Source organism: Nevskia sp., assembly GCF_051860985.1.
GTDB lineage: Bacteria > Pseudomonadota > Gammaproteobacteria > Nevskiales > Nevskiaceae > Nevskia.
The window spans coordinates 63,637-86,893 of the sequence record NZ_JBIMKV010000010.1 but is presented as its reverse complement, the minus strand read 5'-3'; the positions used below and the strand labels follow the sequence as shown (position 1 = coordinate 86,893).

The window sequence follows — 23,257 nt, the reverse complement described above, 5'->3', positions numbered from 1 at the left end:
CGCAACAACACAAACTGATCAATCACCTGCGGCGCTTTCGAAGAGATCTGGCGGAAGCCGGCCAGGCAACGGGATCCCGTAGTGCTGATAGGCCAGCTTGCCCACCATCCGGCCGCGCGGCGTGCGCAGCAGATAGCCCTGCTGGATCAGGTAGGGCTCGATGACGTCCTCGATGGTGTCGCGCGCCTCGCCGATCGCCGCCGCCAGGTTGTCGAGCCCGGCCGGACCGCCGTCGAAGCGCTCGATCAGCGCCATCATCAGCTTGCGGTCCATCAGGTCGAAGCCTTGGGCGTCGACATCGAGCATCTGCAGCGCCGCCGCCGCGATCGCGGCGCTGATCACGCCGGTGCCGCGCACCTCGGCGTAATCGCGCACCCGCCGCAACATGCGGTTGGCGATGCGCGGCGTGCCGCGCGAGCGGCGGGCGATCTCGAAGGCGCCCTCCTCCTCGACCGGCACGCCGAGGATGGCAGCGGAGCGCTTGACGATGGTGGTCAGGTCGGCGACCGAATAGAACTCCAGCCGCTGGATGATCCCGAAGCGGTCGCGCAGCGGCCCGGTCAGGCTGCCGGCGCGGGTGGTGGCGCCGATCAGCGTGAACGGCGGCAAGTCGAGGCGGATCGAACGCGCCGCCGGCCCCTCGCCGATCATGATGTCGAGCTGGTAATCCTCCATCGCCGGGTACAGCACTTCCTCGACGACCGGGCTCAGGCGGTGAATCTCGTCGACGAACAGGATGTCGCGCGGCTCCAGGTTGGTCAGCAGCGCGGCGAGGTCGCCGGCCTTTTCCAGCACCGGACCGGAGGTCTGCCGCAGGTTGACGCCCAGTTCGGCGGCCAGGATGTGCGCCAGCGTCGTCTTGCCGAGCCCCGGCGGGCCGAAGATCAGCACGTGGTCGAGCGCCTCGGCACGCGCCCGGGTGGCGCTGATGGCGATGCTCATCTGTTCGCGGACGGCCGGCTGGCCGACGTAATCCTCGAGCCGCTGCGGGCGGATCGCGCGATCAACACGGTCCTCGTCGCTGCGGGCGCCGGCGGAAATCAGCCGTTCGGGCGGAAGGTCGTCAATCGGGGCGGAGGGCTTGCGCGGCATGGCCGACATTGTAGTCGGACTGCTCCCGGCAACGGCCGTCCGGTGCCGCGCGCTTCAGCCCGGCTGGTAGCGCACCGACAGCAGTTCCAGTTCCGCCTCGCCGCCCGGCAGACTCAGCTTCACCACTTCGCCTTCGCTGCGCTTCAGCAGCGCCTTGGCCAGCGGCGAATCGATGGAAATGTACCCGCGCGCCGGGTCGATCTCGTCCGGGCCGACGATCCGGTAACGCCGTTCCTCGCCATCGGTGTCGGCGACGTCGATCCAGGCGCCGAAATACACGCGGCGCGGATCGCTGGGCGCGCCGTCCACCACCTTCAGCTCCGGCAGCCGGACCTGCAGGTAGTGCACCCGGCGATCGATCTCGCGCAGTTCCTTCTTGCGGTAGATGTACTCGGCGTTCTCCGAGCGATCGCCCTCGGCCGCCGCCGCCGACAGCGCCCGCACCACTTCCGGCCGGCGCACCCGCCACAGCTGGTCGTACTCGGCGCGCAGCCGCTCGGCGCCCTCGGCGGTGATGTACGGCGCGCTCTTCGGCGGCGGCTCGCGATAGCGGCTCACCGGTAACACCTGCTGGACTCAGTCATCGTCCGGCGGGTTCTGCAGGCTTTCATAGACGATGGCGATGAACTGTGGCCCGCTGATCGCCCCCTGCCCCCAGACCGCGTCGTAGGCGGCGGTCGGCGGCGCGTCCCGCTGGATCTTTTCCAGCCCGTCGCCGCGCAGCATGGCCTGGCGTACCGCGTTGCGGATGGTCGCCAGCATGTCGCGGTATGCGATCAGCGCGTCGCGATCCAGCGCCGGGCCGCGCTGCGGCAGATAGCGGGTATCCGGCGTGCCGAGATTGACCAGCCGGCCGATCGCGGCGATCAGGCCGGCGATCGAGCCGCCCTGACCGACATCGATGTCCGGATACTGGCCCGGCGTCAGCAGGCCGCCGAGATGCACGGTTTGGGCGGCCGGCAGCAGCACCGCGCTGGCGCCGGAGACGAGGCCGCTCGGCACCCGGAAGATGCCGATCTCCTCGCCGTTGAACGCGAAGCTGTCGCCGCTGGCGAAGGCGATCATCGGCCGCGTGGCCGCCGCCTCGGTCTTGAACGGCTTGCGCGCCTCGCGCTTCAGCAGCGCGGCCACCGAGCTGCGCACCACCGCGCCCTCGCGGCGCAGCACGGCGGCCCCTTCGCCGGTGGCCGACAGCGCGGCGTCGTCCGGATCGGTGTCGATGACCAGACGCGGCACCGCTTCCCCGAGCGCGGCGACGGTGCCGGCATCGAGTCGACCGTCGAAGCTGCCGATCAGCAGCAGGCCGTCGGCGCCCTGCAGCGCGGTGACATTGCCCCCGTCGCCGACGATCACCGAGACGCCGTCGGGCAGCGCACGCAGCGCCAGCGGCAGCACCAGCAGCGCGCTGCCGGCCAGCGTCAGCAGCGCCAGAGCCAAGGCCGGCCGGCGATCGACCGACACGCGATCACGTCGCTTCATTTGAGCAGGGCGGTCATCCGGGCGATGCGCTCGGCCTGGATGCGGTTGAGGTTGCGGAAGACGGTCGCCGCGATCGCCGGATAGCGCTCGCGCAGGCGCTCCAGATCCTGGGAATTGAAACGCAGCAGCCGGACCGGCGTGGTGCTGTCGACGCTCGCCGTGCGCCGCTGGCCGAAATAGCCGGTCTCGCCGATCACCGCACCGCGGGTCATCGTCGACAGCACCAGCCGTTCCTCGTGGCGTTCGACGGTGGCCTCGACGCCGCCATCGATCACCACATAGATGTCGCGCGACAGGTCGCCCTCCTGAATGATCCGGGCGCCGGCCGGGTGGCGCTCCAGCCGCGACATCAGTGCAAACAGCCGGGCCTGGCGCATCGACAGCCCGGACAGCAGCGGAATGGTGTGCTGCGGGCTCTTGCCGAGATCCAGCCGCAGCAGATCCCACAGGGTGACGATGCGCAGCCGCGAGCCGAGCGCCGGCGTCAAGGTCATGTCGGCGATCCAGGCGACGAACAGCGTCCAGGCGCCCAGCAGCCCGAACTGCACCTGGTTGTTCAGCTCCGACGCGGTGAACACCAGGAAGCCGAGACACAGGCAGGCGGTGGCCAGCGTGATCGGCCGCAGCACCGAATTCAGCGCCGAGCGCACGGCGCCGGCTTCCTTGCCCTGCTCGCGGGCATCGCTGTTGAAGCGGGCCAGGAAGTGCACGGTGTCGTTGACGGCGATGCCGAGCACGATGCAGGCGATCAGGCTGGTGGTCGGATTCAGCGGCAGGCCGAGCACGCCCAGGGTGCCGAAGTAGACCGCGATCGGCACCAGGTTCGGCACCGTGGCGACCAGCCCGGCCTTCACCGAGGTGAACATCAGCGACAGCAGGCAGGCGATGGCGATCACCGCGATCGCAATCGACGCCAGATGGCCGGCCGCCAGCGCCTCGACGGCCCGCGTGGCCAGCACCGAACTGCCGGTGAAGCGCGCTTCCAGCGACGCCGGCAGCGCTGCCGCACGGGCTTCGGCGCGATCCAGGAAATCACCGATCGCCTGCGAGCCGTCGACATTGATGCGCACCGAGATCAGCGCGCTGCGGTACTGCGGATCGATCAGCCGGTTCAGCGTGTCGGAGGCCGCGAACAGCAGGATCTGCTTGACCGCGGCATCGTCGTTGGGAATGCCGAAATGCAGCGGCTCGTTGTTGTTCAGCGCCAGGTTGGTCAGCTTCAGCTGGTCGACATAGGACACCGCCGCGCCGACTTCCGGCTGCGCCCGCAGCCAGTCCTGGAAGCTGTCGATTGCCTCGATCAGGCGCGGATCGGTCAGCGCATCGGGAACCCGCGCATCGATCAGCACGGTCACGAAGTTGGCACCGTTGAAGGCCTGCGCCACCGCTTCGAAATCCTGCCGGACGCGCGCCGAGGCATCGAAGCTGGCGATGAAATCGGCGCCGCCGCGGATCCGCGTGGCGGCCGTGAAGCCGAGGACGATCAGCAGCGCTGCGGCCGCGATGATCGCCCGCCGGTAGCGCAGGTCGAACTCGGCGAGCGCTGCGGCGAAGCGGCCGAACAGGCGGGTGGCGATCGGCGGCGTTTCCCGCGTGCAGCGCAGCGCGTTGAGCAGCGCCGGCAGGAACAGATGGGTCAGCGCGCCGACGTACAGCGTGCCGAGGCTGGCCAGCAGCGCGAAGCCGCGCACCGCCGGCAGCGGATTCAGCAGCAGGCTCAGGAAGCCGATCACCGTGGTGGTGGCCGACAAGGTCAGGCCGGTGGAGATGCGCCGCATCACCCATTCGGCGCGCTGGCTGTTGCGGGCATTCGGCAGCACCGTGCGCGACAGGAAATGCGCCGCCAGCAGGTGCACCGTGTACGACAGGCCGATGGTGATCACCAGCGGCGGCACGATGGCGCTGACCAGGTTGAACTGGATGTCCAGCAGCACCGCGCTGGCCACGGTCCAGACCAGCGCGATGGCCACCGACAGCAGCGCCGAGCCGGCGGCGACGACACTGCGGAAGGTCGCCAGCAGCAGCACCGCGATCGCCGCGAACACCGCCGGCACGGTGCGCTTCAGGGTCCGGTCCAGCGCCTCGCGGGTGGCCGCGCGCACCGGCAGCGTGCCGGTCAGGTGGACCTCCGATGCGCCGCCGACGTCAGCGACGACGGCCCGCGCCCGGGCATCGAAGCCGAGCCGCAGGTAGTCCTTGGGCGTCAGCGTGTCGAGGGTCAGCGCGAACGCCGCCATGCTGCCGTCGGCCGATACCAATGTGCCGCGATACAGCGGATTGGCCTGGATGTCCGCCGCGAACTGGGCGACGACGGCCGGATCGCGGGCCGCCTGGTCGGCGAAGCTGGTGACATCGATCTCGTCAGCGCCGGCCTTGACGTTCGGCGCGTTGGCCAGCGAGTGCACGTCCGTGACGCCCGGCAGCTGACGGAAGCCGTCCGCGATGCGGGCGATGCGGGCGATGTGATCGGCGCTGTAGACGCTCGGCTCGAAGCGCACCGCGATCACCAGCGGATCGTCGATACCGAAGGTCTTGCGCACCCGGTCGAGCACGGCGCGCCCGGGATCATGAGCCGGCAGCAGCGCCTCAGCCGCCGGATCGACCTGGAACCGCACCTCGCGGGTCACCGGATTGACGCACAGCAGCAGCGCGATGACGGTGACCGCCGCCACGGCGGCCAGCACGGTACGCGGCCGTCGTGCGACGCCGCCGAGCCAGGCGACGGTATCCATCAGTTGCCGCGGTAGAACGAGGTCGGATCGAACAGCCGCGACGGCAGTTCGTCAGCGCTGCCGCTGACGCCGGTCACCTTCAGCCGCGTGCGGGTGTTTTCCTTCAGGTCGCGCATCAGCAGTTCGGACAGATACCAGTAGCCGTCGGCGCGCTTCAGGCTGTCGGCGGAGGCGCTCAGCTCCTTGCGCAGGGTCTTGCCCTCGAAGAACTCGGCTTTCAGCGCCGTGCACGACTGGCGGTCGACGTAGGCCAGCACCCGGCTGTACCGCGAGACCGACCCGGTGGGCGGCAGCAGGCTGAGCACCTCGACCGGCCGGTCGCCGAGCGTGGTCGGCTTTTCCAGCGCCGCCCGGGTATCGCCGAACGCCGCCTGCAGCTGCTTCATGTCGTTGTAGCTGAAGTCGGTGCCGAGCAGCGCGCCGTCGCTGGACGCACCGCTGATCTTGCGCACCCGCTGGATCGCCGGCAGGTACAGGAAGATCTCGTCGCTGCGGCCGGCGCCGCCCTCGCGCATCAGATAGGCGGCACCGTCGAGATCGCGCGGCCGCGACACGCGCAGCAGCACGCGGATCAGCCCCTCAGCGCGCGAGGCGTAGACCTTGCCCTTCAGCTGGCGCTCGGCGCCGCTGCGGTCGGTCGAATTCAGTTCCACTTCCTTGATCTGCAGCGACGGCGGGATGTTGGCCCGCATGCAGTCGAGCAGCTTCTGCGTTGCATCGTCGGCCTGCGCTGCGCCGGCCATGGCCAGCAGCAGCGCGCCAAGCCAGCTTGTTGCCTTCATGTGCCGTCCCCGGATCCCCGCGCCAAGCCTACCGCGCCCGTTGGCCGAACGGTCAGTCTTTCGGGCGGGCCTGCTCGAAGGCGGCCTGCTGCGCTGGCGTCGCCTCCTTCTGGTACAGCCGCTTCCACTCGCTGTACGGCATGCCGTAGACGCGCTCGCGGGCGGCGTCATCGCTGACCTCGGCGCCGAGGTCGCGGGCTGCGGCGGCGTACCACTTCGACAGGCAGTTGCGGCAGAAGCCGGCGAGATTCATCAGCTCGATGTTCTGCACGTCCTTGCGCGTGTCGAGGTGGTTCAGCAGGCGCTGCAGCACGGCGGCATCAAGACGGTCCCGAAGTTGCTGGTCCATGGTCGTGGCGGTGGTCATTCGAGTGGAAGCGCGATTGTGCGCGATGCCCGCTGGCCACCGCGACACCCCCTGCCCACCTGCCATCACTTGAGACAGTCAATGTCCTCGCTTCCCCGCATCGTCATCGTCGGCGCCGGCTTCGGCGGCCTGACCGCCGCCCGCGCACTCGATGGCCTGGCCGTCGACCTGACCGTCGTCGACCGCCGCAATTTCCATCTTTTTCAGCCACTTCTGTACCAGGTGGCGACCGCCGGCCTGAATCCTTCCGACGTCGCCTGGCCGGTGCGCGGCATCCTGAGCCGGCAGCAGAACGCCCGCGTGCTGCTCGGCGAGGTCACCGGCGTGGCCACCGGCAGCCGGGAAGTGCTGCTCGCCGACGGCCGGAAACTGCCGTACGACTGGCTGATTCTGGCGACCGGCGCCACCCACACCTATTTCGGCAACGATCACTGGGAACGTCACGCTCCGGGACTGAAGCGTGTCGACGACGCCACACTGATCCGCCGCCGGCTGCTGCTGGCGCTGGAACACGCCGAGAACAGCAGCGATCCGGTCGAGCGTCGGAAGCTGATGAGCGTCGCCATCGTCGGCGCCGGGCCGACCGGCGTCGAACTGGCCGGCGCGATCGCCGAGCTGTCGAGGAAAGTGCTGGTCCGCGACTTCCGCTCGATCGACCCGCGCGAAGTCCGCGTGGTGCTGGTCGAAGGCGCCGACCGGGTGCTGCTGTCGTTCCCGCCGGCGCTGTCGGCGTTCGCGCTGTCGGAGCTGCGCAAGAAGGGCGTCGAGGTGATGCTCGACACCCGCGTCACCGGCTGCGATGCCGACGGCCTGCGCTTCGGCGACGGCAGCCACCTGGACGCCGCCACAGTGCTGTGGGCAGCCGGCGTCGCCGCCTCGCCGGCCGCGCGCTGGCTCGGCGTGCCAGCGGACCGCGCCGGGCGCGTGCAGGTGCAGCCGGATCTCAGCGTCGCCGGCCAGCCGCAGGTGTTCGTGATTGGTGACACCGCCGCGATCGTCCAGGACGGCAAGCAGGTGCCCGGTGTGGCGCCGGCGGCCAAGCAGCAGGGCCAGCATGTGGCGCGCACCATTCGCGCCGCGCTCGCCGGCAAGAAGGCACCGGGGGCGTTCCGCTATCGCGATTTCGGCAACCTGGCGACCATCGGCCGCCATTCGGCGGTGATCGACTTCGGCTTCGTCCGCATCAAGGGCCTGATCGCCTGGTGGCTGTGGGGCGTCGCCCACGTCTACTTCCTGATCGGCGCGCGCAACCGCATGCTGGTCGCGACACAATGGTTCTTCAACTACCTCAGCTATTCGCGAGCCGCGCGCCTGATCGTCGGCTCCGACCCGGACGCCACCAAGCCTCGATGACCCTGCCCCCGCTGACGCCGCGCTTCGCTGCCCTTGGCGAGCCGTACTCGCTGCCGATCCCGGCCCGGCCGCTGCCGGACCCGCAGCTGCTGCACTTGAACGGGCCGCTGGCCGCAGAACTGGGCCTGGATGCGGCCGCCGCAGCCGATCCGGCCTTCACTGCCCTGATGGCCGGCAACGCGGCGTGGCCGGGCTTCGATGCCCGCGCTTCGGTCTATGCCGGGCACCAGTTCGGCCAGTTCGTGCCGCAGCTCGGCGACGGCCGGGCGCTGTCGATCGCCGAGATCACCGACGCCGCCGGCCGGCCGCAGGAGCTGCAGCTGAAGGGCGCCGGGCCGACACCCTACTCGCGCCATGCCGACGGCCGCGCCGTGCTGCGCTCGTCGATCCGCGAGTACCTGTGCTCGGAGGCGATGCACGCCCTCGGCATTCCGACCACGCGGGCGCTGGCGCTGGTCGGCTCGCCGCAACCGGTGCGCCGGGAAACGATGGAGACCGCCGCCGTGGTCTGCCGTGTGGCGCCCTGCTTTCTGCGCTTCGGCCATTTCGAGTTCTGGTACTACCGGCGCGAGCACGAACGCCTGCAGCCGCTGGCCGATCACCTGATCGCCGGCCACTTCCCGGAATTCGACGGCGATCCGGACCGCCACGCGAAATGGCTGACCGAAGTCGTCGAGCGCACGGCCCGGCTGATGGCGCAGTGGCAGGCGGTCGGCTTCTGCCACGGCGTGATGAATACCGACAACTTTTCCGCGCTCGGCCTGACTCTCGACTACGGCCCGTTCGGCTTCCTTGATGCCTTCGATCCGCAACACATCTGCAACCACACCGACCAGGGCGGCCGCTACGCCTGGGATCGCCAGCCGGTGATCGGCCACTGGAACTGCGCCAAGCTGCTGCAGGCCTGCCTGCCGCTGCTCGGTGACACCCCGGAAGCGGCGGTGGCGCGCGCTCAGCCGATTGCCGATCGCTACCCGGACGCCTATGCGGCAGCGATGACCGCGCGCTGGACCGCCAAGCTCGGCCTGCGCGAAAACCGCGATGGCGACGAGGCCCTGATCAACCGCTGGCTTGGCCTGCTGGCGTCGAGCAAGGCCGACTTCACGCGCAGCTGGCGCCATCTGGCGCGCGTGCGGATCGCCGACGATCGGCCGGATGCGGTCGCCGGTGCCGGCCTGCGCGAAGAAATCCTCGATCTCGCCGCGTTCGACGCCTGGCTGCCCGACTACCGCGCCCGGCTGCGTGCCGAACAGAGCGAGGACCGCGAACGCGCGGCCCGGATGAACGCCGTCAATCCGAAATTCGTGCTGCGCAATCATCTCGCGCAGACGGCGATCGCGCAGGCCGAAGCGGGCGATGCCAGCGAGGTCGCGCGGCTGTTCACCTTGCTCGCCCAACCGTTTGCCGAGCAGCCCGGCCACGAGGCTTACGCCGCCGAGCCACCGCCGGAAGCGCGTCATATCGAGGTCAGCTGCTCGTCCTGACACCCGACCGGGCCGGCACCTTCAGCCGGCCGCCGGACACGTTGGCGGCAACTGTGCGGTTCGTCACAGTTGCCGTTGTGAACGGCTCGTCAAGAATCCGTCGAAAGCCTGAAGATCGTGCCTTCGTGACGCAGCGCACCCTTGCGCCCCGACGCCCTTCGGCGCCGGGCGCGCAAGCGGTGCGATGACCAGAACAACACGCTCATCACAGGCGACGGGGATGCCGAAAAAGATCGAACCTGACTTCAGTCAGCGCGCCGGTCCTGCACTGCACAGCGCGCGCTGGCGCTTCGGCGCGTTCGAGCTGGACGAAACCCGGCGTGAACTGCGCCGCGATGGTGAACTGCTGGCCATCGAGCCGAAGCCGCTGAACCTGCTGATGCTGCTGGTCCGCCATCCCGGCGAGCTGATCACCAAAAGCGAACTGCTGGACGCGCTATGGACCGGCCGGATCGTCAACGAAGCCGTGGTCGGCAACTGCGTGTCCAGCGTCCGCGAGGTGCTGGGCGAACAGGGCGGCACCTGGCTGAAGACCGTGCACGGCTTCGGCTACCGCTTCGATGCACCGGTACAGCTGCAGGAAGACGACCACCGCAGCGCTACCGTTGCCGAAGCCAGGCTCGGCTTCCAGATCGGCGACCAGCCGCCGCTGCGGCCGAACTGGCGGCTGCTGCGCCGCCTCGGGCAGACCGGCGACACCTGGCTGGCCGAACACGCCAAGCTGCGCGAGCACCGCGTGTTCAAGTTCACCACCGACGCCAACGGCCTGTCGGCGCTCAAGCGCGAGGTGACCATCCACCGCCTGCTGCGGCAGAGCCTCGGCGACAAGGACCACTACGTCGATGTGCTCGACTGGAACTTCGACGAGCCACCGTACTTCATCGAAACCGAGTACTGCCAGGGCGGCAGTCTGCTGGAATGGTTCGACGGCCAGGGCGGCCCGGCGCGGGTGCCGCTGGAGGCGCGTATCGAGCTGGTGGCGCGGATCGCCGATGCGCTGGCCGACGTTCATCTGGTCGGCGTGCTGCACAAGGACCTGAAACCGGCCAACGTGTTCGTGGTGCCCGGTAGCGACGACATTCCCGGCATCCGCCTCGCCGATTTCGGCGCCAGCCGGATTCTCGATCCGAGCGTGCTCGCGCGGCTGGAAATCACCCGCGGCGGCTTCACCCAGGTGATCGATCCCAGCGCCGACCTGAACGCCGGCACCCTGCTCTACCTGGCACCCGAAGTCGCCGCCGGGCATCCGGCCACCGCCAAGGCCGACATCTACGCACTCGGCGTGATGCTCTACCAGTTCGTGGTCGGCAACCTGCGCCGGCAGCTCGGCGCTGGCTGGGAAATCGGCATCGACGACCCGATGCTGCGCGACGACATCGCGGCCGCTGCCGAGAACAATCCGGAGCGCCGGCTCGCCAGCGCCGCCGAACTGGCAACCCGGCTGCGCGCGCTGGCGGCCCGCCGTCAGGCCCATGTCGACGCCATCGAAGCCGCCCGCCGCGCCGAAGCGGCCCTGCGTGCCGCCGAGCGGATGAAGGCGCGGCGGGTGGGTGTGATTGCTGCCTTCGCCGCGCTGTTCGTAGGCTTTGCCGCCAGCACGACTCTGTATGTCGATGCACGGGCTGCACGCCAACTGGCCGAACGCGAATCGACGCGCGCCGGCGACGAGGCCCGGCGGGCCGAAGCTGAAGCACGTCGGGCGCAGGCGGTCAGCGAATTCCTGACGCATGACCTGTTCGCGCCGGTGACCGCGTGGAAGGTGCCGGTCAAGGACATGACGGTGGCAGCGCTGCTGAAAGCAGGTGCCAGCCGCGTCGGCGAACGGTTCGTCGACGATCCGGGGACTGCCGCTGACCTGAACGCCGCGCTCGGGCTGTCGTTCAACGCGCTGGAGATGAGCGCCGAGGCTGAGGAACAGCTGGAGCGTGCGCTGGCCGGTCATCTGGCCGCCGGAGGCCGCGACGAGCGCAGCGCCGTCCGCGATGCGGCCGAGCTGGCCACGCTGAAATTCGCGATGGGACGCGACCCGGCCCATCTCGCCGACTATCAGGTGCTGGCGCAAGCCGCCGCCGAACGCTACGGCGCGCTGGACAGTTCGGTACTGCGGCTGCGTTCCCAGGTCGCCTGGTCCTGGCTTCACCGGGGCCAGCTGGCAACCGCCCGGGATGCGTTCCGCAGCATTCTCGACGACCAGCTGAAGCACCACCCTGACGACGACGCGGCGATCGCCCTGACCTGCGATGGTCTTGCTGTCGCACTGTCCAAGTACGGCCACTACGACGAGGCCGCTCAGGTCGCGAACGACGGCATCGCGCGGGCTGTGCGTGCGCACGGCGCGAGCCACGAAAGCGTCGGGCTGATGCAGCTGACGCTCGGACAGATCGCCAATGAAACCGGACGCTACAACGATGCCGAGGCCGCTTTCCGAAGCGCACTCCGGATCGCCGATGCCTGGGGCGAAGCGCCGAGCGGACCGCGTATCACCGCAATGGCAGGGCTGGCCAGAACCCGCCTGCTGCAACGGCGTCACGACGAATCGATCGACCTCGCGCGCCGCGCCCTGTCGGCGCTTCAGAGCGAGAGCGGCTTCGATCAGTCGGTGCTCGTCAGGCTCGTGCTTGGCGAAGCCTTGCTCGACAAGGGCAACGTCGCCGCCGCCGGCAATGAACTGCAGGACGCCCTACGCCGCAGCAGCACCCACTACGGGACGAACCACATCCTGACCCGGCAGATCCGCCTGGCACTGGCCCGTCAGGCACTCGCGGCCGGCGACACGGCACAGGCCCGCCAGCAGCTGGCGATACCGGTCGCGCTGCGCTTCGACGATCTGGCGCCGACCCATGCTCTGACAAAGGCATGGACGCTGATCAGCCAGAGGCTAGGCCAGGATGCCCGGGAAATTGCCGAGTCGCGGCTGCCAGCTGCGGAGAGGCCGGCGCCGTGAGGCTTGGCATCGAGATCACGTCGCGTTGCAATGCCCGCTGCGCGCATTGCTCCGCCGCTTGCGGCCCGCAGCGCACGGCCACGCTCGGTACCGATGAGCTGTGTGCCGTGATGGACCAGGCCGCTGCGCTGAACACGGGGCAGCTGGAGTTCGCCCTGACTGGCGGCGAGCCGTTTCTCGATCTGGCGCAGCTTCGCGCACTCATTGCGCACGGTCAGGCGCTAGGCGCCATCGTCGGCTGTGTCAGCAACGGCTTCTGGGCAACCTCGGTATCGCGTGGGGTCGAGGTGCTGGCGCCGCTGGCCGAGGCCGGACTGCGCCTGCTGGGCATCAGCAGCAGCCGCTTCCATCGCGCCTTCGTTCCGGCAGAACGGGTGGCTCATGCACTGCAAGCAGCGCGGCAATGCGGTCTGCGCACGGTACTCAAGCAGGCGGTGATAGAAGCCGATCTGTCGAGCGCACCAGACGCCGATCTGTCTGCCGCTGCCGTCTGGGCTGACGAGGTCGAGTCGTTCGCCGTCATCGGCCCCGGACGAAGCCAGGGCGCCGTTGCCGATCACGAGCTGATACGCCCGCGTGGCATTCCGCTCGGCCGTTGCCCATCGGAAGACACGATGATCGCAGCCGATGGACGGGTGCTCGCCTGCTGCAGTTCCGGGCCGGTTTCCGAGCTGCACACGCTGGGCGATATCCACACGGCGACACTCGCCCGCGCACTCGATCGCCTGCGGCGCGATCCCGTTCACCAGCGTCTTCGTGCTGTCGGGCCCGCGTCGTTTCTGCCTGCCGTGGTACGCGCGGGTCATCAGGATCGGCTCCGCGAAGGCTACGTCGACACCTGCGATCTCTGCACACATCTGGCGTCCGATCCGCAGCTGGCATCGGTCGTCCGCGACAGTGCCCATGAAACTCACCCTGAACGATCACCACGAGGAGCTTGACCATGACTGAAGGATTGCGTGCGCCGACCGTCGGCGATCTGATCACTGCTTTCGAAGATGCAATCAAGGACAAGGCTGCCGCAGGCCTGTTGAGTACCAATCCCGCAGACTTCGCCAAAGCTCGGGGCTGGACATTCGCGGGCGATAAGGATCCGCGCATCAACAAGTTCAAGAGTGTTGAGCCGGAAGCCTTCGGTCCGGTGGAGGACTTGCTGAAGCTGACACCAGCCGGGAAGCAAGTAGAAGTAGTCGAACTGATCGCCAAGAGTCTGTGCGCCGCTACCCGCATCGTGCGCTGGTCTGGCGCAAGCAAGGACGACTTGGCACCTCTTTGCTGACGAGGCGCAGGCTGCTGGCCGCTCAGGCTCCGAACTTCATGCCTGCTGCGCGCAGCAGGCATTCGAGATCGAATTCGCCATCGCGCGTCAGCGAAGGGTCAGGCCTGAAGTTGCTGCCGCTACGCAGGATCGAATAAGGGTCCTTCTGCAGGACACCGATCAGCGTCTCGGCGACGATGCGCGCACCCAGTCCGGCCAGCCGACAGCCGTTGCCACGAGGCTGTTCAGCCTCGCGCAACACGTAGAACCATAACGGCACGTGGTCCAGTCGGTAGTGCTCGAAACCGGCCCAGATCTCGGCTTCTTCGAGCACCCGGATTTCGGATGAAGAGATCAGCGCGGCCGCAAACATGGCGGCAGCGCGCCCATCGGGCAGGCGCAGTCGGGCTCCGCGCAACAGGTTGCGGACCGAAAGCACGCCGTTGTCACCCCCGTCGCGCAGCACTTCGCCAGGCAAACCGCGCAGCGGGTCGGAGAGGGAGGGCCTGATGCGGTTCGAGAACTGAACGTCAATGCCGTTTCCGACCAGCAACGACCAGTCGACCACGTCCTGCTGGCGAACCGGTCCACCGCGCAGGCTGCTTCGAACATCGTTCTGCTCTGGAACCTCGTAGCGGTCGCTCATCGGAAGCGCCGGAAACGTGGGAATGAAACGTTTGGGCACATTGCGGTTGATCTGGTAGCGACCGCGAACTTGGCAATGACCAAAGCGGAAGGCAGCGCCCGAAAACTCGACCGGGATGAATGCTTCAGCGGCCGCATCCAGCGGGTCGTAGAGCCGTCGGCCATTCAGAAGGATGTCGTCGATAAGTGGCTGCCCAACGATTCTCCGTAGATAGTCTTTCAGCACCACCCACTGGTAATGCCAGCGGAGCTGCTGCCGGGCAGCTTCATGCCTCGTACGCCAGTCCTGGTGGCTCGCTGCGCCCACCCAGTGGTTGTGCAGACGCAGAAAAGCGACGGTCAGCTGGCTGATCAACAGATTCTCGTCGTTGCGGCGGTCAGCGAGCAGCGGCGTGCCGTCTTCTAGACGCGGGAGATCAAACTTCAGGTCATCGCCGCGGTCGGCCTGCAGCACCCTGCCGAGCCGGAAACAGCCCGGCTGCGCCTGATCGAACAGATGCGGCGCATCGTGCGGCCCCTGGCCGTACAGGGAATCGAGTTCCAGCGCAGCCGTCCTGAAATTGCGGGTCGCGGTCGAATCGATCTCGGCCTCAAAGGTCGAGACAAGATCAAGCGTCAGGTCGTGGTCGACGAACTGGCCGAAGTAGGTGTAGGCCGCCGGGATATCGGGGTTTCCAATCTCCTTCAGGTCGCCACGATCGATCATCGACAGGCCAAGATCGCGCAGCGCGCGCTCATCGAAATTGCTCGGACCGATCAGCGGTGGCGGCAGTAACCGGCCGTACTTGGCAGAGGCCGGCGAGAATGCCGGTGATTTGATCGGCCGAATGCCGCCCTGGCTCATTCCGATGATCCTCCGTCAAACCGTGAATGGCCGCACGAACGACTCCACGCTGCGCGCCAGCGCAAACAGGTCGTAGCCGCCTTCCAGCGTCGCCACCACGCGGCCGCTGGCGTGGCGATCGGCCCATTGGCGGATGCGGCTGCCGATCCACGAGAAGTCGTCGAATACCAGATCCAGGCCGGCCAGCGGGTCCTGGCCGTGGGCGTCGAAGCCGGCGGACACCAGGATCAGCTGCGGCTGGAAGGCGTCGATCGCCGGCGCCCAGCGGCTGTCGACGGCCGCCCGGAACGCTTCGCTGCCATCGCCGGCGCGAAGCGGTGCATCGACGATATGCAGCTGCAGCGGGTCGCTGACCCAGCCGGGGTAGTACGGGTCCTGGTAGGTGTTGCAGACCAGCACGCGAGGATCGTCGCGGAAGATGTCGGAGGTGCCGTTGCCGTAGTGCACGTCGAAATCCAGCACGGCGACACGCTCCAGGCCGCTGGCCAGCGCATGGGCGGCACCGACGGCGACGTTGTCGAACAGGCAGAAGCCCATCGCCCGGCGGCGCTCGGCGTGATGGCCGGGCGGGCGCACGGCGCAGAACGCGAAACGGGTCTTGCCGGCCAGCACCTCATCGACCCCGAGCACGACCGCACCGGCGGCGGCCTGGGCGGCTTCGGCGCTGTGGGCGTTCATCGCGGTATCGCCGTCGATGCGCTGGTAAGAGCCCGGCTGCGGCCGCGCAGCGAGCAGGAAATCGACCAGCCTCGGCTCGTGCACCCGCACCAGCGACTCGCGGCTGGCCAGCGGCGCGGTGGCCTGGCGGAACATCGGCAGCAGGCCGCTGGCGATCATCCGGTCGTGGATCGCGTGCAGGCGCTCGATCGACTCCGGATGGCCGGCACCCATCTCGTGGCGGGTACAGGCGGGATGGGTGATCCACAGCGGGATGGCGATGCTCATGGCGGCATTTCGGGTGGCGGCAACGGCGCTGTCAAGCACGGTGGCAGCCGATGAAGGAGGCCGCTCTGCCGGCGCCCCACGGGCACCGCTTTCGTGGTTTGCTATCGCCACAATTCGAACCACCTTGAGGAGATCCCGATGCGCCGCATCCCGTCTGCAGTCTTGATGGCCCTGCTTGCGGCAGGCCTGTGGTCCGGCGCAGCGCGCGCCGCCAGCGGTGCGGCGGGCGACTACTGTCGCGAACACCCGGAAGCCTGCGCCGCGGCCGGCGAGCGGCTGAAGCAGCGTTGTGCGGCTGATCCTGCTGCCTGCGAGCGGGTGCACGAGCGGGTCGACGACCTGAAGGCCCGCTGCGCGGCCAATCCGGATGCCTGCGAAGCCCGCAAGCAGGAACTGCGCGAACGCGCCGAAACGCTGCGCGACCGCTGCGAAGCCAACCCAGAAGCCTGCGAGCAGCAGAAGCAGAAGCTGCGCGAACGCATCAAGGAACGCCGGGACCAGCGGCCGCCGACGACCCCGCACTGAGCCGCCGTGCAGGCGTCGCAAGCCGCCCGGGCCGTCCGATGACTGAACCCGCCGCCCCGCCCGGCTTGATCGACAGCGCCCGTCGGGTTCCGCTGCTCGACTGGCTGCTGCTGGTGCTGGCGCTGGTGTCGATCGGCCTGCTGAGCTGGGAAAGCTGGGGCCGAGTATCACCGGCACTCAGCGCCCGGCTGATCGCCGCCGACTACGCGATCTGCGCGATCTTCGCCATCGAGTTCCTGTGGCGCTGGTGGCAGGACGGCTGGAGCCGCCGTTATCTGGTCCGCAACTGGTACGAGATCCTCGGCATGATCCCGGTCTCCGAGCCGGCGCTGCGCGGCTTCCGGCTGTTCCGGGTGGTGCGGATCGTGATCCTGCTGTCGCGCTTCGGCATGGCGGCCGATCGCGCGCTGGGCGACGAGTTCACCTATCGCCTGGTCAGCCGCTTCAAGGACGCCGTACTGCGCGCAATCGGCGGCGTGGTGACCTTGGCGGTGCTGGCGGAAGTATCCGAAGTGCTGAAGAAGGGCACCTACACCCGCAACATCGCCCGGGCGCTGGAGGAGAACGACCGCGAACTGCGCGCGATGATCGCCGACAAGCTGAAGGCCCATCCGCGTACCAAGGCGCTGAACCGGCTGCCGTTCTACGGCGACATCGTCAACTCGGTGATCGACACTTCCATCGGCATCGTCCACGACGTGCTCAACGACCCGCGCACCGATGAACTGGTGGCCGACGTGCTGCGCGAGAACATCGACCAGCTGCGCGCCGCCGTGCAGGCCCGCGAGGACGCCCGCCACCCGCCACCGTCGACGCCGCCGGCGCCGACCACTGTTCCGGCACGGCAGCCGTAGCCGATGCCTTTGCACTACCGTTCCGGCCTCGACAGCGTCTCGCTGCCGATGCGGAGGCTCCTGACAGCCGCCGCCCGCACCGGGAGCTGCTGCAGGTGATACCCCGTCGCAGACGCAAGCTGGCGATGATCGCCCTGGCCGCCGTGGTGGCCGGGCTGCTGCCGCCGGCGCTGACCCTGGCAGTGACCTGGCAGCGGGCCAACGGCGATGCCCGGCAGCGGCTGGACCGTTACGCCCTGCTGCTGGAGCACCGTGCCGACGAGGTATTCGGCGCCGCCGAAGCCTCGCTGGCCGAGCTGGTGACGACGGTCGACGCCGACTGTCCGGAGGCCAGCCTCGAGCGACTGCGCAAGGCCGTCTACACCTCGCTGTACTTCCGCGAAGCCGGCCTGCTGATCGACGGCCAGCTGGTCTGCTCCAACCTGCGCCGCTTTGCGCCGCCAGTACAGGTGCCGAATCTCGACCTACCGCCGTGGCCGACCGATGGCATCCACATCGAGGCCCCGGCGCTGACACTGGAAGATGAGGTGTCGATCCGCGTGCTGCGCAGCGGCGGGCCACAGCAGGCCGCCGGGCTGGCCATCAGCCTGCTGCTCAATCCGCGCGAACTGCTGGAGCCGGTCCGGGCGGCGATCGATGAAAGCTCGATCGCGCTGCGCATCGAACGCCGCGATGGCCGGGTGCTGGCGCGCGCCGGCAGCGCGGCGGTGATCGAGGACGCCGACAGCCTGGTCCGCCGCCGCGAATCCCGACGCTATCCGCTGCGCATCGTCGTCAGCGGCTCGCGTGACGAGTTGATCGGCGCCTGGTGGGAGAACACCGCCGGCTTCGTCGCGCTCGGGCTGGCGATATCACTGCCGCTGTTCCTGCTGCTGGTTCGACTGGACCGCCGCGAACGCTCGATGGACGCCGCCCTGGTCGACGCGCTGGAGAACGACGAGCTGCGCGTGCACTACCAGCCGATCCACGCCAGCGATGGCCTGCGGGTGGTCGGCGCCGAAGCGCTGCTGCGCTGGCAGCACCCGCAGAAGGGTCTGATCATGCCCGGCGTGTTCGTGCCGCTGGCCGAGCTGTCCGGGCAGATCATCCCGATGACGGCCTGGCTGATGCGCCAGGTGCGGCGCGATCTGGAAACCCTGCTCGAGGCCTATCCCGGCTTCTACGTGGCGCTGAACCTGAGCCCCCGGCATTTCAGCGATCCGGAACTGCCGACGCTGGTGAACGACGTGTTCGGCGATCGCTTCGCCGATGGCCGGCTGGTGTTCGAGATCACCGAGCGGGAGCTGCTGTCGTCGTCCGACAACGTCGCCAGCCAGGTGATCGACACGCTGCGGGCGCAAGGCGCGCGGATCGCGCTCGACGACTTCGGCACCGGCTACTCGTCGCTGCGCTATCTCGCCCAGTTCCATTTCGACCTGCTGAAGATCGACAAGGCCTTCGTCGACGCCATCGGTACCGAATCGGTCACGGCCGGGCTGGTCGAGGACATGGTGACGATGGCGCGCCGGCTGGGCCTGGCCACGGTCGCCGAAGGCGTGGAGACCGATTTCCAGATCGAGCGCCTGCGGGCGGCGGGCGTCGACTACCTGCAGGGCTGGCGGCTGGCGGCGGCGCTGCCGCTGGCCGAGCTGCGCCGCTATCTGGAGCGCGGCAGCAAGGCCGGCTGAAGCCGCGCCGGGGGCAGACCCGGGCCCCGTGCGGACGGCGGCGCGCTTCGGCAACAATGCGCCGCTGATCCGCCACCGAGCCCGAGCACCCGATGACCGACATCGCCGCCCCGCTGGACACCGCCGGCACCGTCCGCGACGAGAACGCCTTCGATCCCGCGCGGATCCTGCCGTTCCTGAAATCGCAGATCCCCGATCTTGCCAACGGTCCGCTGGAGCTGCGGCAATTCCCCGGCGGCGCCTCGAACCTCACCTACCAGCTGACGGTCGGCAGCCGCCAGATGATCCTGCGCCGGCCGCCGTCCGGCACCAAGGCCAAGGGCGCCCACGACATGGGCCGCGAGTTCCGCGTGCTGGCCCGGCTGAATCCGCACTTCGCCTGCCCGAAGCCGCTGGCCTACTGCGAGGACAGCAGCCTGATCGGCTCGGATTTCTACGTGATGGACAAGCTGACCGGCGTGATCCTGCGCCGCGATCTGCCGGCCGGCGTGCAGTACAGCCCGGCGCGCGCGCGCCAGCTGTGCCTGAACCTGATCGATACCCAGATCGCGCTGCACGAGCTGGACTACCAGGCCGCCGGCCTGGCCGACATGGGCAAGCCGGCCGGTTATGTCGCGCGCCAGGTCAGCGGCTGGAGCGAGCGGCTGGCGCGCGTCGTCACCGACGACATCCCGAGCTACGACGCGATCATCCGCTGGCTCCACGATCACATGCCGGCCGACTCGGCGCGGCCGGCGATCATCCACAACGACTACCGTTACGACAACGTGGTGCTGAGCCCCGACGACGGGCTGACTGTGATCGGCGTGCTCGACTGGGAAATGGCCACGCTCGGCGATCCGCTGCTCGATCTCGGCTCCTCGCTGGCCTACTGGGTCGAAGCCGGCGATCCGCCGGAGATGCAGGCGATCCGCATGCAGCCGTCGAACATCCCCGGCATGCTGAGCCGCGCGGAAATCATCCGGCACTACGAGGAAAAGACCGGCCGCGCGATCCCGAACGCCGACTGGTACTACGTGTTCGGCCTGTTCCGGCTCGGCGTCATCGCCCAGCAGATCTACTACCGCTACAAGCTCGGCCAGACCACCAATCCCAAGTTCAAGGCCTTCGGCCTGTTCGTCACCGTGCTGGCGCAGGTCTGCGAGCGGGTGATGGCCCGCTCGCCGCTCTGAGCCCGCACGGCATGGAGCTGCATGACCCGATCAGCGCCGACGACGACGCCCGTCACGAGCGCATCCTCGAACGGCTGCTGTCCGCCGCCACCAGCATGACCGGCATCTGCGTCGGCCTGCTCGGCGCGGTCAATGCCTTTGCCCGCTCGCGCAACACCGAAACGCTGGCCGACGACGTGCTGGCGCTGAACGCGCTGATGTTCCTGATCTGCTGCTATCTGGTGGTCTGGGGGCTGCGCACCGGCAGCCGGCGCACCACCGCCAGGCTGCTGCGGGCGGTGGAGACGCTGTTCCTGGCCTCGATGACGCTGCTGGTGGCGATTGGGTTCTTCGTCGTCTATTCGGTGCTGTAGCCAGCATCGAAAAACCCGGTCCGGGCTCAGGCCCGATAGATCAGGCTGCCGACGGCCATCCGGGTCGCCCGCCTGAACAAGGCCTTCAGCTCCGAACGATGGACGGCCACGGTCAGCGTATCGGCAAGGTCCAGCGTCCGGCGGATCTCGGTTTCGGCGAGCGCCGGTTTGATCCGCTTGTACCAGCGCGGCTTGACCAGCAGCAGCCAGGCCGGCTGCTCCGGAAATACCGCAACCCTCTTGCGCACCAGCCACAGCTGACCCAGCCAGGGCAGCGTCGCCGCCTGTATGCGCAGCCGATCGACCTCGCCAGCATCGAGGCCGTGATCCAGGTAGTCGTCCTTCGGCCGGAACTCGGCGCGTTCGGCGGCGGCCTGCTGCTCCAGATCGTCGCGCGCCTGCCAGGCATCAAGATACGGCCGCGCTTCCGCTTCCCGCCCCCGATCGGTCAAGTACTGGTGAACGAGCACCGCCCCGGGCTTGATCGCATTCGGGTCCTGCCGCATCACTGCATCGATCAGCGCGATGCCGGCGTCGTCGCCCTGGCCGAGCAGGATCTGGCCGATCGCGTAACGCGCCTCGGCGCTGTCCGGATAGGCTTCGGCGAAAGCCTGGAAACGCGGCAGCGCCGTCGCCGGATCGTGGACGATCTCGGTCAGCAGCGCCTGCCGCCAGAGAGCCGCGCGGTCGAGCGCGCCGGCGCCGGCCGCCTGCTCGTCGAGCATTGCCAGTTCCTGCCGCTCCTGCTGGCGCTGCTCGTGGCGCTCGCGCCACGGCTGGCTGATGCCGGCACGCCAGCGTTCGTCGAATTCCCGGGCCAGCACCTCGGCGGTCGGCCCGAGAAAGGCGGCGGCCGCCGATTGCTCAGCGGCTGGCGGCACCGCCGCGGCCGCACCCAGCGAGGCGAGCCGATCGCCAAGCGCCGGATGCGTATCGGACCAGCCGGTCCGGCGTTGCAGGGCTCGCTGCAAGCGCGCCGGGGCGTCGCTCCAGTCGGCATAGCGATGACCGCCCGCGAGCAACTGCGCGTAGGGCCGCGCCAGCGGCTCGGGATCGTGCGGCAGCCGCTGCCAGACCGGCTGCCAGACCTGGCTTTCCTGATAGTCGTGTCCGATCTGGGCGATCACCAGCGCTTCGGCCGCCGGCACGGTGCCGACCAGCCGGGCACTGGCGGCATCGGCTGCGTACTCCTGCGCCCGCGCCAGCACGAACGAATAGGCGTTGAACTTCGGCCCGAACCAGGCGAAGAAGCGCCGGAAGAAAAAGCCGCCGCGCTGATCGAACTGCTGCTGCAGCCGCGCCCACAGCACCCGCATGCGGTAGATGCGGCCGGTGAGCCGCGAATCGCCGGCGCCGAAGTGGCCGAACTCGTGGGCCAGCACGGCGCGGAACTGATCCGGCGACATCGCCGACATCATCGGCAGCCCCAGGATCAGATAGTTGCGCCACCCGCCGAGCGCGCCGAGCCGCGCATGCTGGGCGACGGCGGCGTTGTAGTCGTCGGTGACCAGCACCTGATGCGGCTTCGGACCGGGAATCGCGGCACGAATGCGCGCGATCTCGGCAAACAGTGCCGGCGCCTCGGCCGGCTTCAGCGGCCGGCCCTGCGGCGGATCGAAGCGCACCCAGATCGACTTCAGCACCGACCACGAGAACCAGATCGGCAGCCAGATGATCTTCAGCAGCTTGACCAGCAGGATCGGCTGCAGAAAGCAGATCACCACCAGCACCAGGCTGCTCAGCAGTGCCAGCACCACCAGCAGCAGCACATAGAGGTAGCCGGCTGCCGCCAGCGCGAACACTTCCAGCCGGAACCGCGCTGGGTGCCGCTGGGCGCGTCCGGTGAGACGCTGGACCAGCGCCTGGAAGCCCTGCTCGGTCATGCCTGCCCCCGGTTGTCGAGTGGTGATCGCCAGCGCTTCGCCGGAGGATCGCTGCGGCTAAACTCGCGGCTCGCAATCACGATTATCGACCCGGAGCGGCCATGGCGACTCAACTTTTCGATCTGACCGGCAAGGTCGCGCTGATCACCGGCGCCTCGCGCGGCATCGGCGAAGCCACTGCCCGGCTGCTGGCCGAACAGGGCGCGCACGTGGTGATTTCCAGCCGCAAGCAGGAAGACCTCGACGTGGTTGCTGCCAGCATCGTCGCCAGCGGCGGCAAAGCCACTGCGATCGCGGCGCACCAGGGCGAATCGGCCGCACTGAAGGCACTGATGGCCGAGATCGAATCCGGCCTCGGCAGGCTCGACATCCTGGTCAACAACGCCGCCACCAATCCTTACTTCGGCCATATCAGCGACACCGAGATGTCGAAGGTCGACAAGACCCTGCAGGTCAACATCAAGGGCTATTTCGAGCTGGCGGCGCTGGCCTCCAAGCTGATGAAGAAGAGCGGCGGTGGCGCGATCGTCAACATCGCCTCGATCAACGGTGTGAAGCCGGGCATGTACCAGGGCATCTACTCGATCACCAAGGCGGCGGTGATCAACATGACCCAGGCTTTCGCCAAGGAATGCGCGTCCTGGAACGTGCGCTGCAACGCCGTGCTGCCGGGGCTCACCGAAACCAAGTTCGCTTCGGCGCTGACCAAGAACGAGCAGCTGATGAAGCAGGTACTGCCGCAGATTCCGCTGGGCCGCGCGGCCCAGCCGGCGGAAATCGCGCCGGCGATCCTCTATCTGGTGTCGCCGGCATCGAGTTACGTGACCGGCACCACGCTGACGGTCGACGGCGGCCTGATCGGCTGCGGCGGGCTCTGA

At 68.6% G+C, this 23,257-nt stretch carries 20 protein-coding genes; 11 read left to right on the top strand and 9 right to left on the bottom strand.

Annotation, left to right across the window (positions count from 1 at the left end):
* Positions 1-18 precede the first annotated feature (18 nt).
* The 6 genes from ruvB to ACTIGJ_RS11540 are packed head-to-tail and all read right to left on the bottom strand — an operon-like array spanning position 19 to position 6,434.
* Positions 19-1,092 (bottom strand): Holliday junction branch migration DNA helicase RuvB, encoded by a 1,074-nt coding sequence (gene ruvB / locus ACTIGJ_RS11565; RefSeq protein ID WP_439640472.1) that lies wholly within the window; start codon positions 1,090-1,092, stop codon positions 19-21.
* 54 nt (positions 1,093-1,146) lie between these two features.
* A complete protein-coding gene (gene greB / locus ACTIGJ_RS11560; RefSeq protein WP_439640471.1) occupies positions 1,147-1,650 on the bottom strand; it encodes a transcription elongation factor GreB in 504 nt (167 codons plus the stop codon).
* An 18-nt stretch (positions 1,651-1,668) separates the two neighbouring features.
* On the bottom strand, positions 1,669-2,571 hold the full coding sequence (locus tag ACTIGJ_RS11555; RefSeq protein ID WP_439640470.1) for a hypothetical protein: 903 nt from the start codon (positions 2,569-2,571) through the stop codon (positions 1,669-1,671).
* Positions 2,568-5,303, bottom strand: coding sequence for an MMPL family transporter (locus tag ACTIGJ_RS11550; RefSeq protein WP_439640469.1), 2,736 nt, complete (start codon positions 5,301-5,303; stop codon positions 2,568-2,570). The genes ACTIGJ_RS11555 and ACTIGJ_RS11550 overlap by 4 nt, the downstream gene beginning before the upstream one ends.
* Positions 5,303-6,085: an outer membrane lipoprotein-sorting protein gene (locus tag ACTIGJ_RS11545; protein WP_439640468.1), complete on the bottom strand. Its 783-nt coding sequence runs from the start codon at positions 6,083-6,085 to the stop codon at positions 5,303-5,305. Before ACTIGJ_RS11545 ends, ACTIGJ_RS11550 begins: the two co-directional genes overlap by 1 nt.
* A gap of 52 nt (positions 6,086-6,137) precedes the next feature.
* Positions 6,138-6,434 (bottom strand): DUF1244 domain-containing protein, encoded by a 297-nt coding sequence (locus ACTIGJ_RS11540; RefSeq protein ID WP_439640545.1) that lies wholly within the window; start codon positions 6,432-6,434, stop codon positions 6,138-6,140.
* Positions 6,435-6,533: 99 nt separating this feature from the next.
* Here ACTIGJ_RS11540 and ACTIGJ_RS11535 point away from each other — a divergent pair, with 99 nt between their 5' ends.
* The 5 genes from ACTIGJ_RS11535 to ACTIGJ_RS11515 all read left to right on the top strand — a co-directional run bounded on the left by ACTIGJ_RS11535 (position 6,534) and on the right by ACTIGJ_RS11515 (position 13,512).
* The gene (locus ACTIGJ_RS11535) at positions 6,534-7,805 is read left to right on the top strand and encodes an NAD(P)/FAD-dependent oxidoreductase (RefSeq protein ID WP_439640467.1); all 1,272 of its coding nucleotides are present in this window, start codon (positions 6,534-6,536) and stop codon (positions 7,803-7,805) included.
* Positions 7,802-9,289 (top strand): protein adenylyltransferase SelO, encoded by a 1,488-nt coding sequence (locus ACTIGJ_RS11530; RefSeq protein ID WP_439640466.1) that lies wholly within the window; start codon positions 7,802-7,804, stop codon positions 9,287-9,289. Before ACTIGJ_RS11535 ends, ACTIGJ_RS11530 begins: the two co-directional genes overlap by 4 nt.
* A gap of 220 nt (positions 9,290-9,509) precedes the next feature.
* Positions 9,510-12,233, top strand: coding sequence for a protein kinase domain-containing protein (locus ACTIGJ_RS11525; protein WP_439640465.1), 2,724 nt, complete (start codon positions 9,510-9,512; stop codon positions 12,231-12,233).
* Positions 12,230-13,174: a radical SAM protein gene (locus tag ACTIGJ_RS11520; RefSeq protein ID WP_439640464.1), complete on the top strand. Its 945-nt coding sequence runs from the start codon at positions 12,230-12,232 to the stop codon at positions 13,172-13,174. The genes ACTIGJ_RS11525 and ACTIGJ_RS11520 overlap by 4 nt, the downstream gene beginning before the upstream one ends.
* Positions 13,175-13,176: 2 nt before the next feature.
* Positions 13,177-13,512 carry a hypothetical protein gene (locus tag ACTIGJ_RS11515; RefSeq protein WP_439640463.1) on the top strand — a complete coding sequence of 112 codons (336 nt, stop codon included), beginning with the start codon at positions 13,177-13,179 and terminating at the stop codon, positions 13,510-13,512.
* 22 nt (positions 13,513-13,534) lie between these two features.
* Here ACTIGJ_RS11515 and ACTIGJ_RS11510 read toward each other — a convergent pair whose 3' ends face one another.
* Both ACTIGJ_RS11510 and ACTIGJ_RS11505 read right to left on the bottom strand, forming a co-directional pair.
* Positions 13,535-14,980: a peroxidase family protein gene (locus ACTIGJ_RS11510; RefSeq protein ID WP_439640462.1), complete on the bottom strand. Its 1,446-nt coding sequence runs from the start codon at positions 14,978-14,980 to the stop codon at positions 13,535-13,537.
* Positions 14,981-14,995: 15 nt separating this feature from the next.
* Positions 14,996-15,925: a histone deacetylase family protein gene (locus ACTIGJ_RS11505; protein ID WP_439640461.1), complete on the bottom strand. Its 930-nt coding sequence runs from the start codon at positions 15,923-15,925 to the stop codon at positions 14,996-14,998.
* Between the two features lie 138 nt (positions 15,926-16,063).
* Here ACTIGJ_RS11505 and ACTIGJ_RS11500 point away from each other — a divergent pair, with 138 nt between their 5' ends.
* The 5 genes from ACTIGJ_RS11500 (at position 16,064) to ACTIGJ_RS11480 (ending at position 20,496) form a co-directional block, all read left to right on the top strand.
* Positions 16,064-16,450, top strand: coding sequence for a hypothetical protein (locus ACTIGJ_RS11500; protein WP_439640460.1), 387 nt, complete (start codon positions 16,064-16,066; stop codon positions 16,448-16,450).
* 38 nt (positions 16,451-16,488) lie between these two features.
* Complete coding sequence (locus ACTIGJ_RS11495) at positions 16,489-17,304, top strand: ion transporter (RefSeq protein ID WP_439640459.1); 816 nt, start codon at positions 16,489-16,491, stop codon at positions 17,302-17,304.
* A gap of 125 nt (positions 17,305-17,429) precedes the next feature.
* Positions 17,430-18,971, top strand: a complete 1,542-nt coding sequence (locus ACTIGJ_RS11490) for an EAL domain-containing protein (protein WP_439640458.1) — start codon at positions 17,430-17,432, stop codon at positions 18,969-18,971.
* 92 nt (positions 18,972-19,063) lie between these two features.
* On the top strand, positions 19,064-20,143 hold the full coding sequence (locus ACTIGJ_RS11485) for a phosphotransferase family protein (RefSeq protein WP_439640457.1): 1,080 nt from the start codon (positions 19,064-19,066) through the stop codon (positions 20,141-20,143).
* A gap of 11 nt (positions 20,144-20,154) precedes the next feature.
* A complete protein-coding gene (locus ACTIGJ_RS11480) occupies positions 20,155-20,496 on the top strand; it encodes a hypothetical protein (RefSeq protein ID WP_439640456.1) in 342 nt (113 codons plus the stop codon).
* 26 nt (positions 20,497-20,522) lie between these two features.
* Here the strand turns inward: ACTIGJ_RS11480 and ACTIGJ_RS11475 are convergent, their stop codons facing one another.
* The gene (locus tag ACTIGJ_RS11475) at positions 20,523-22,379 is read right to left on the bottom strand and encodes a M48 family metalloprotease (RefSeq protein WP_439640455.1); all 1,857 of its coding nucleotides are present in this window, start codon (positions 22,377-22,379) and stop codon (positions 20,523-20,525) included.
* 101 nt (positions 22,380-22,480) lie between these two features.
* On the opposite strand from ACTIGJ_RS11475, the gene ACTIGJ_RS11470 reads away from it, so the two are divergent.
* Positions 22,481-23,257, top strand: coding sequence for an SDR family oxidoreductase (locus ACTIGJ_RS11470; RefSeq protein ID WP_439640454.1), 777 nt, complete (start codon positions 22,481-22,483; stop codon positions 23,255-23,257).

Coding starts and splice junctions, on each gene's coding strand:
- ACTIGJ_RS11480 (WP_439640456.1), top strand. CDS start 20,155: ATGGAGCTGCATGACCCGATCAGCGCCGACGACGACGCCCGTCACGAG.
- ACTIGJ_RS11550 (WP_439640469.1), bottom strand. CDS start 5,303: ATGGATACCGTCGCCTGGCTCGGCGGCGTCGCACGACGGCCGCGTACC.
- ACTIGJ_RS11545 (WP_439640468.1), bottom strand. CDS start 6,085: ATGAAGGCAACAAGCTGGCTTGGCGCGCTGCTGCTGGCCATGGCCGGC.
- ACTIGJ_RS11515 (WP_439640463.1), top strand. CDS start 13,177: ATGACTGAAGGATTGCGTGCGCCGACCGTCGGCGATCTGATCACTGCT.
- ACTIGJ_RS11475 (WP_439640455.1), bottom strand. CDS start 22,379: ATGACCGAGCAGGGCTTCCAGGCGCTGGTCCAGCGTCTCACCGGACGC.
- ACTIGJ_RS11470 (WP_439640454.1), top strand. CDS start 22,481: ATGGCGACTCAACTTTTCGATCTGACCGGCAAGGTCGCGCTGATCACC.
- ACTIGJ_RS11505 (WP_439640461.1), bottom strand. CDS start 15,925: ATGAGCATCGCCATCCCGCTGTGGATCACCCATCCCGCCTGTACCCGC.
- ACTIGJ_RS11540 (WP_439640545.1), bottom strand. CDS start 6,434: ATGGACCAGCAACTTCGGGACCGTCTTGATGCCGCCGTGCTGCAGCGC.
- ACTIGJ_RS11500 (WP_439640460.1), top strand. CDS start 16,064: ATGCGCCGCATCCCGTCTGCAGTCTTGATGGCCCTGCTTGCGGCAGGC.
- ACTIGJ_RS11555 (WP_439640470.1), bottom strand. CDS start 2,571: ATGAAGCGACGTGATCGCGTGTCGGTCGATCGCCGGCCGGCCTTGGCT.
- ACTIGJ_RS11530 (WP_439640466.1), top strand. CDS start 7,802: ATGACCCTGCCCCCGCTGACGCCGCGCTTCGCTGCCCTTGGCGAGCCG.
- ACTIGJ_RS11495 (WP_439640459.1), top strand. CDS start 16,489: ATGACTGAACCCGCCGCCCCGCCCGGCTTGATCGACAGCGCCCGTCGG.
- ACTIGJ_RS11485 (WP_439640457.1), top strand. CDS start 19,064: ATGACCGACATCGCCGCCCCGCTGGACACCGCCGGCACCGTCCGCGAC.
- ACTIGJ_RS11510 (WP_439640462.1), bottom strand. CDS start 14,980: ATGAGCCAGGGCGGCATTCGGCCGATCAAATCACCGGCATTCTCGCCG.
- ACTIGJ_RS11525 (WP_439640465.1), top strand. CDS start 9,510: ATGCCGAAAAAGATCGAACCTGACTTCAGTCAGCGCGCCGGTCCTGCA.
- ACTIGJ_RS11490 (WP_439640458.1), top strand. CDS start 17,430: ATGATCGCCCTGGCCGCCGTGGTGGCCGGGCTGCTGCCGCCGGCGCTG.
- ruvB (WP_439640472.1), bottom strand. CDS start 1,092: ATGCCGCGCAAGCCCTCCGCCCCGATTGACGACCTTCCGCCCGAACGG.
- ACTIGJ_RS11535 (WP_439640467.1), top strand. CDS start 6,534: ATGTCCTCGCTTCCCCGCATCGTCATCGTCGGCGCCGGCTTCGGCGGC.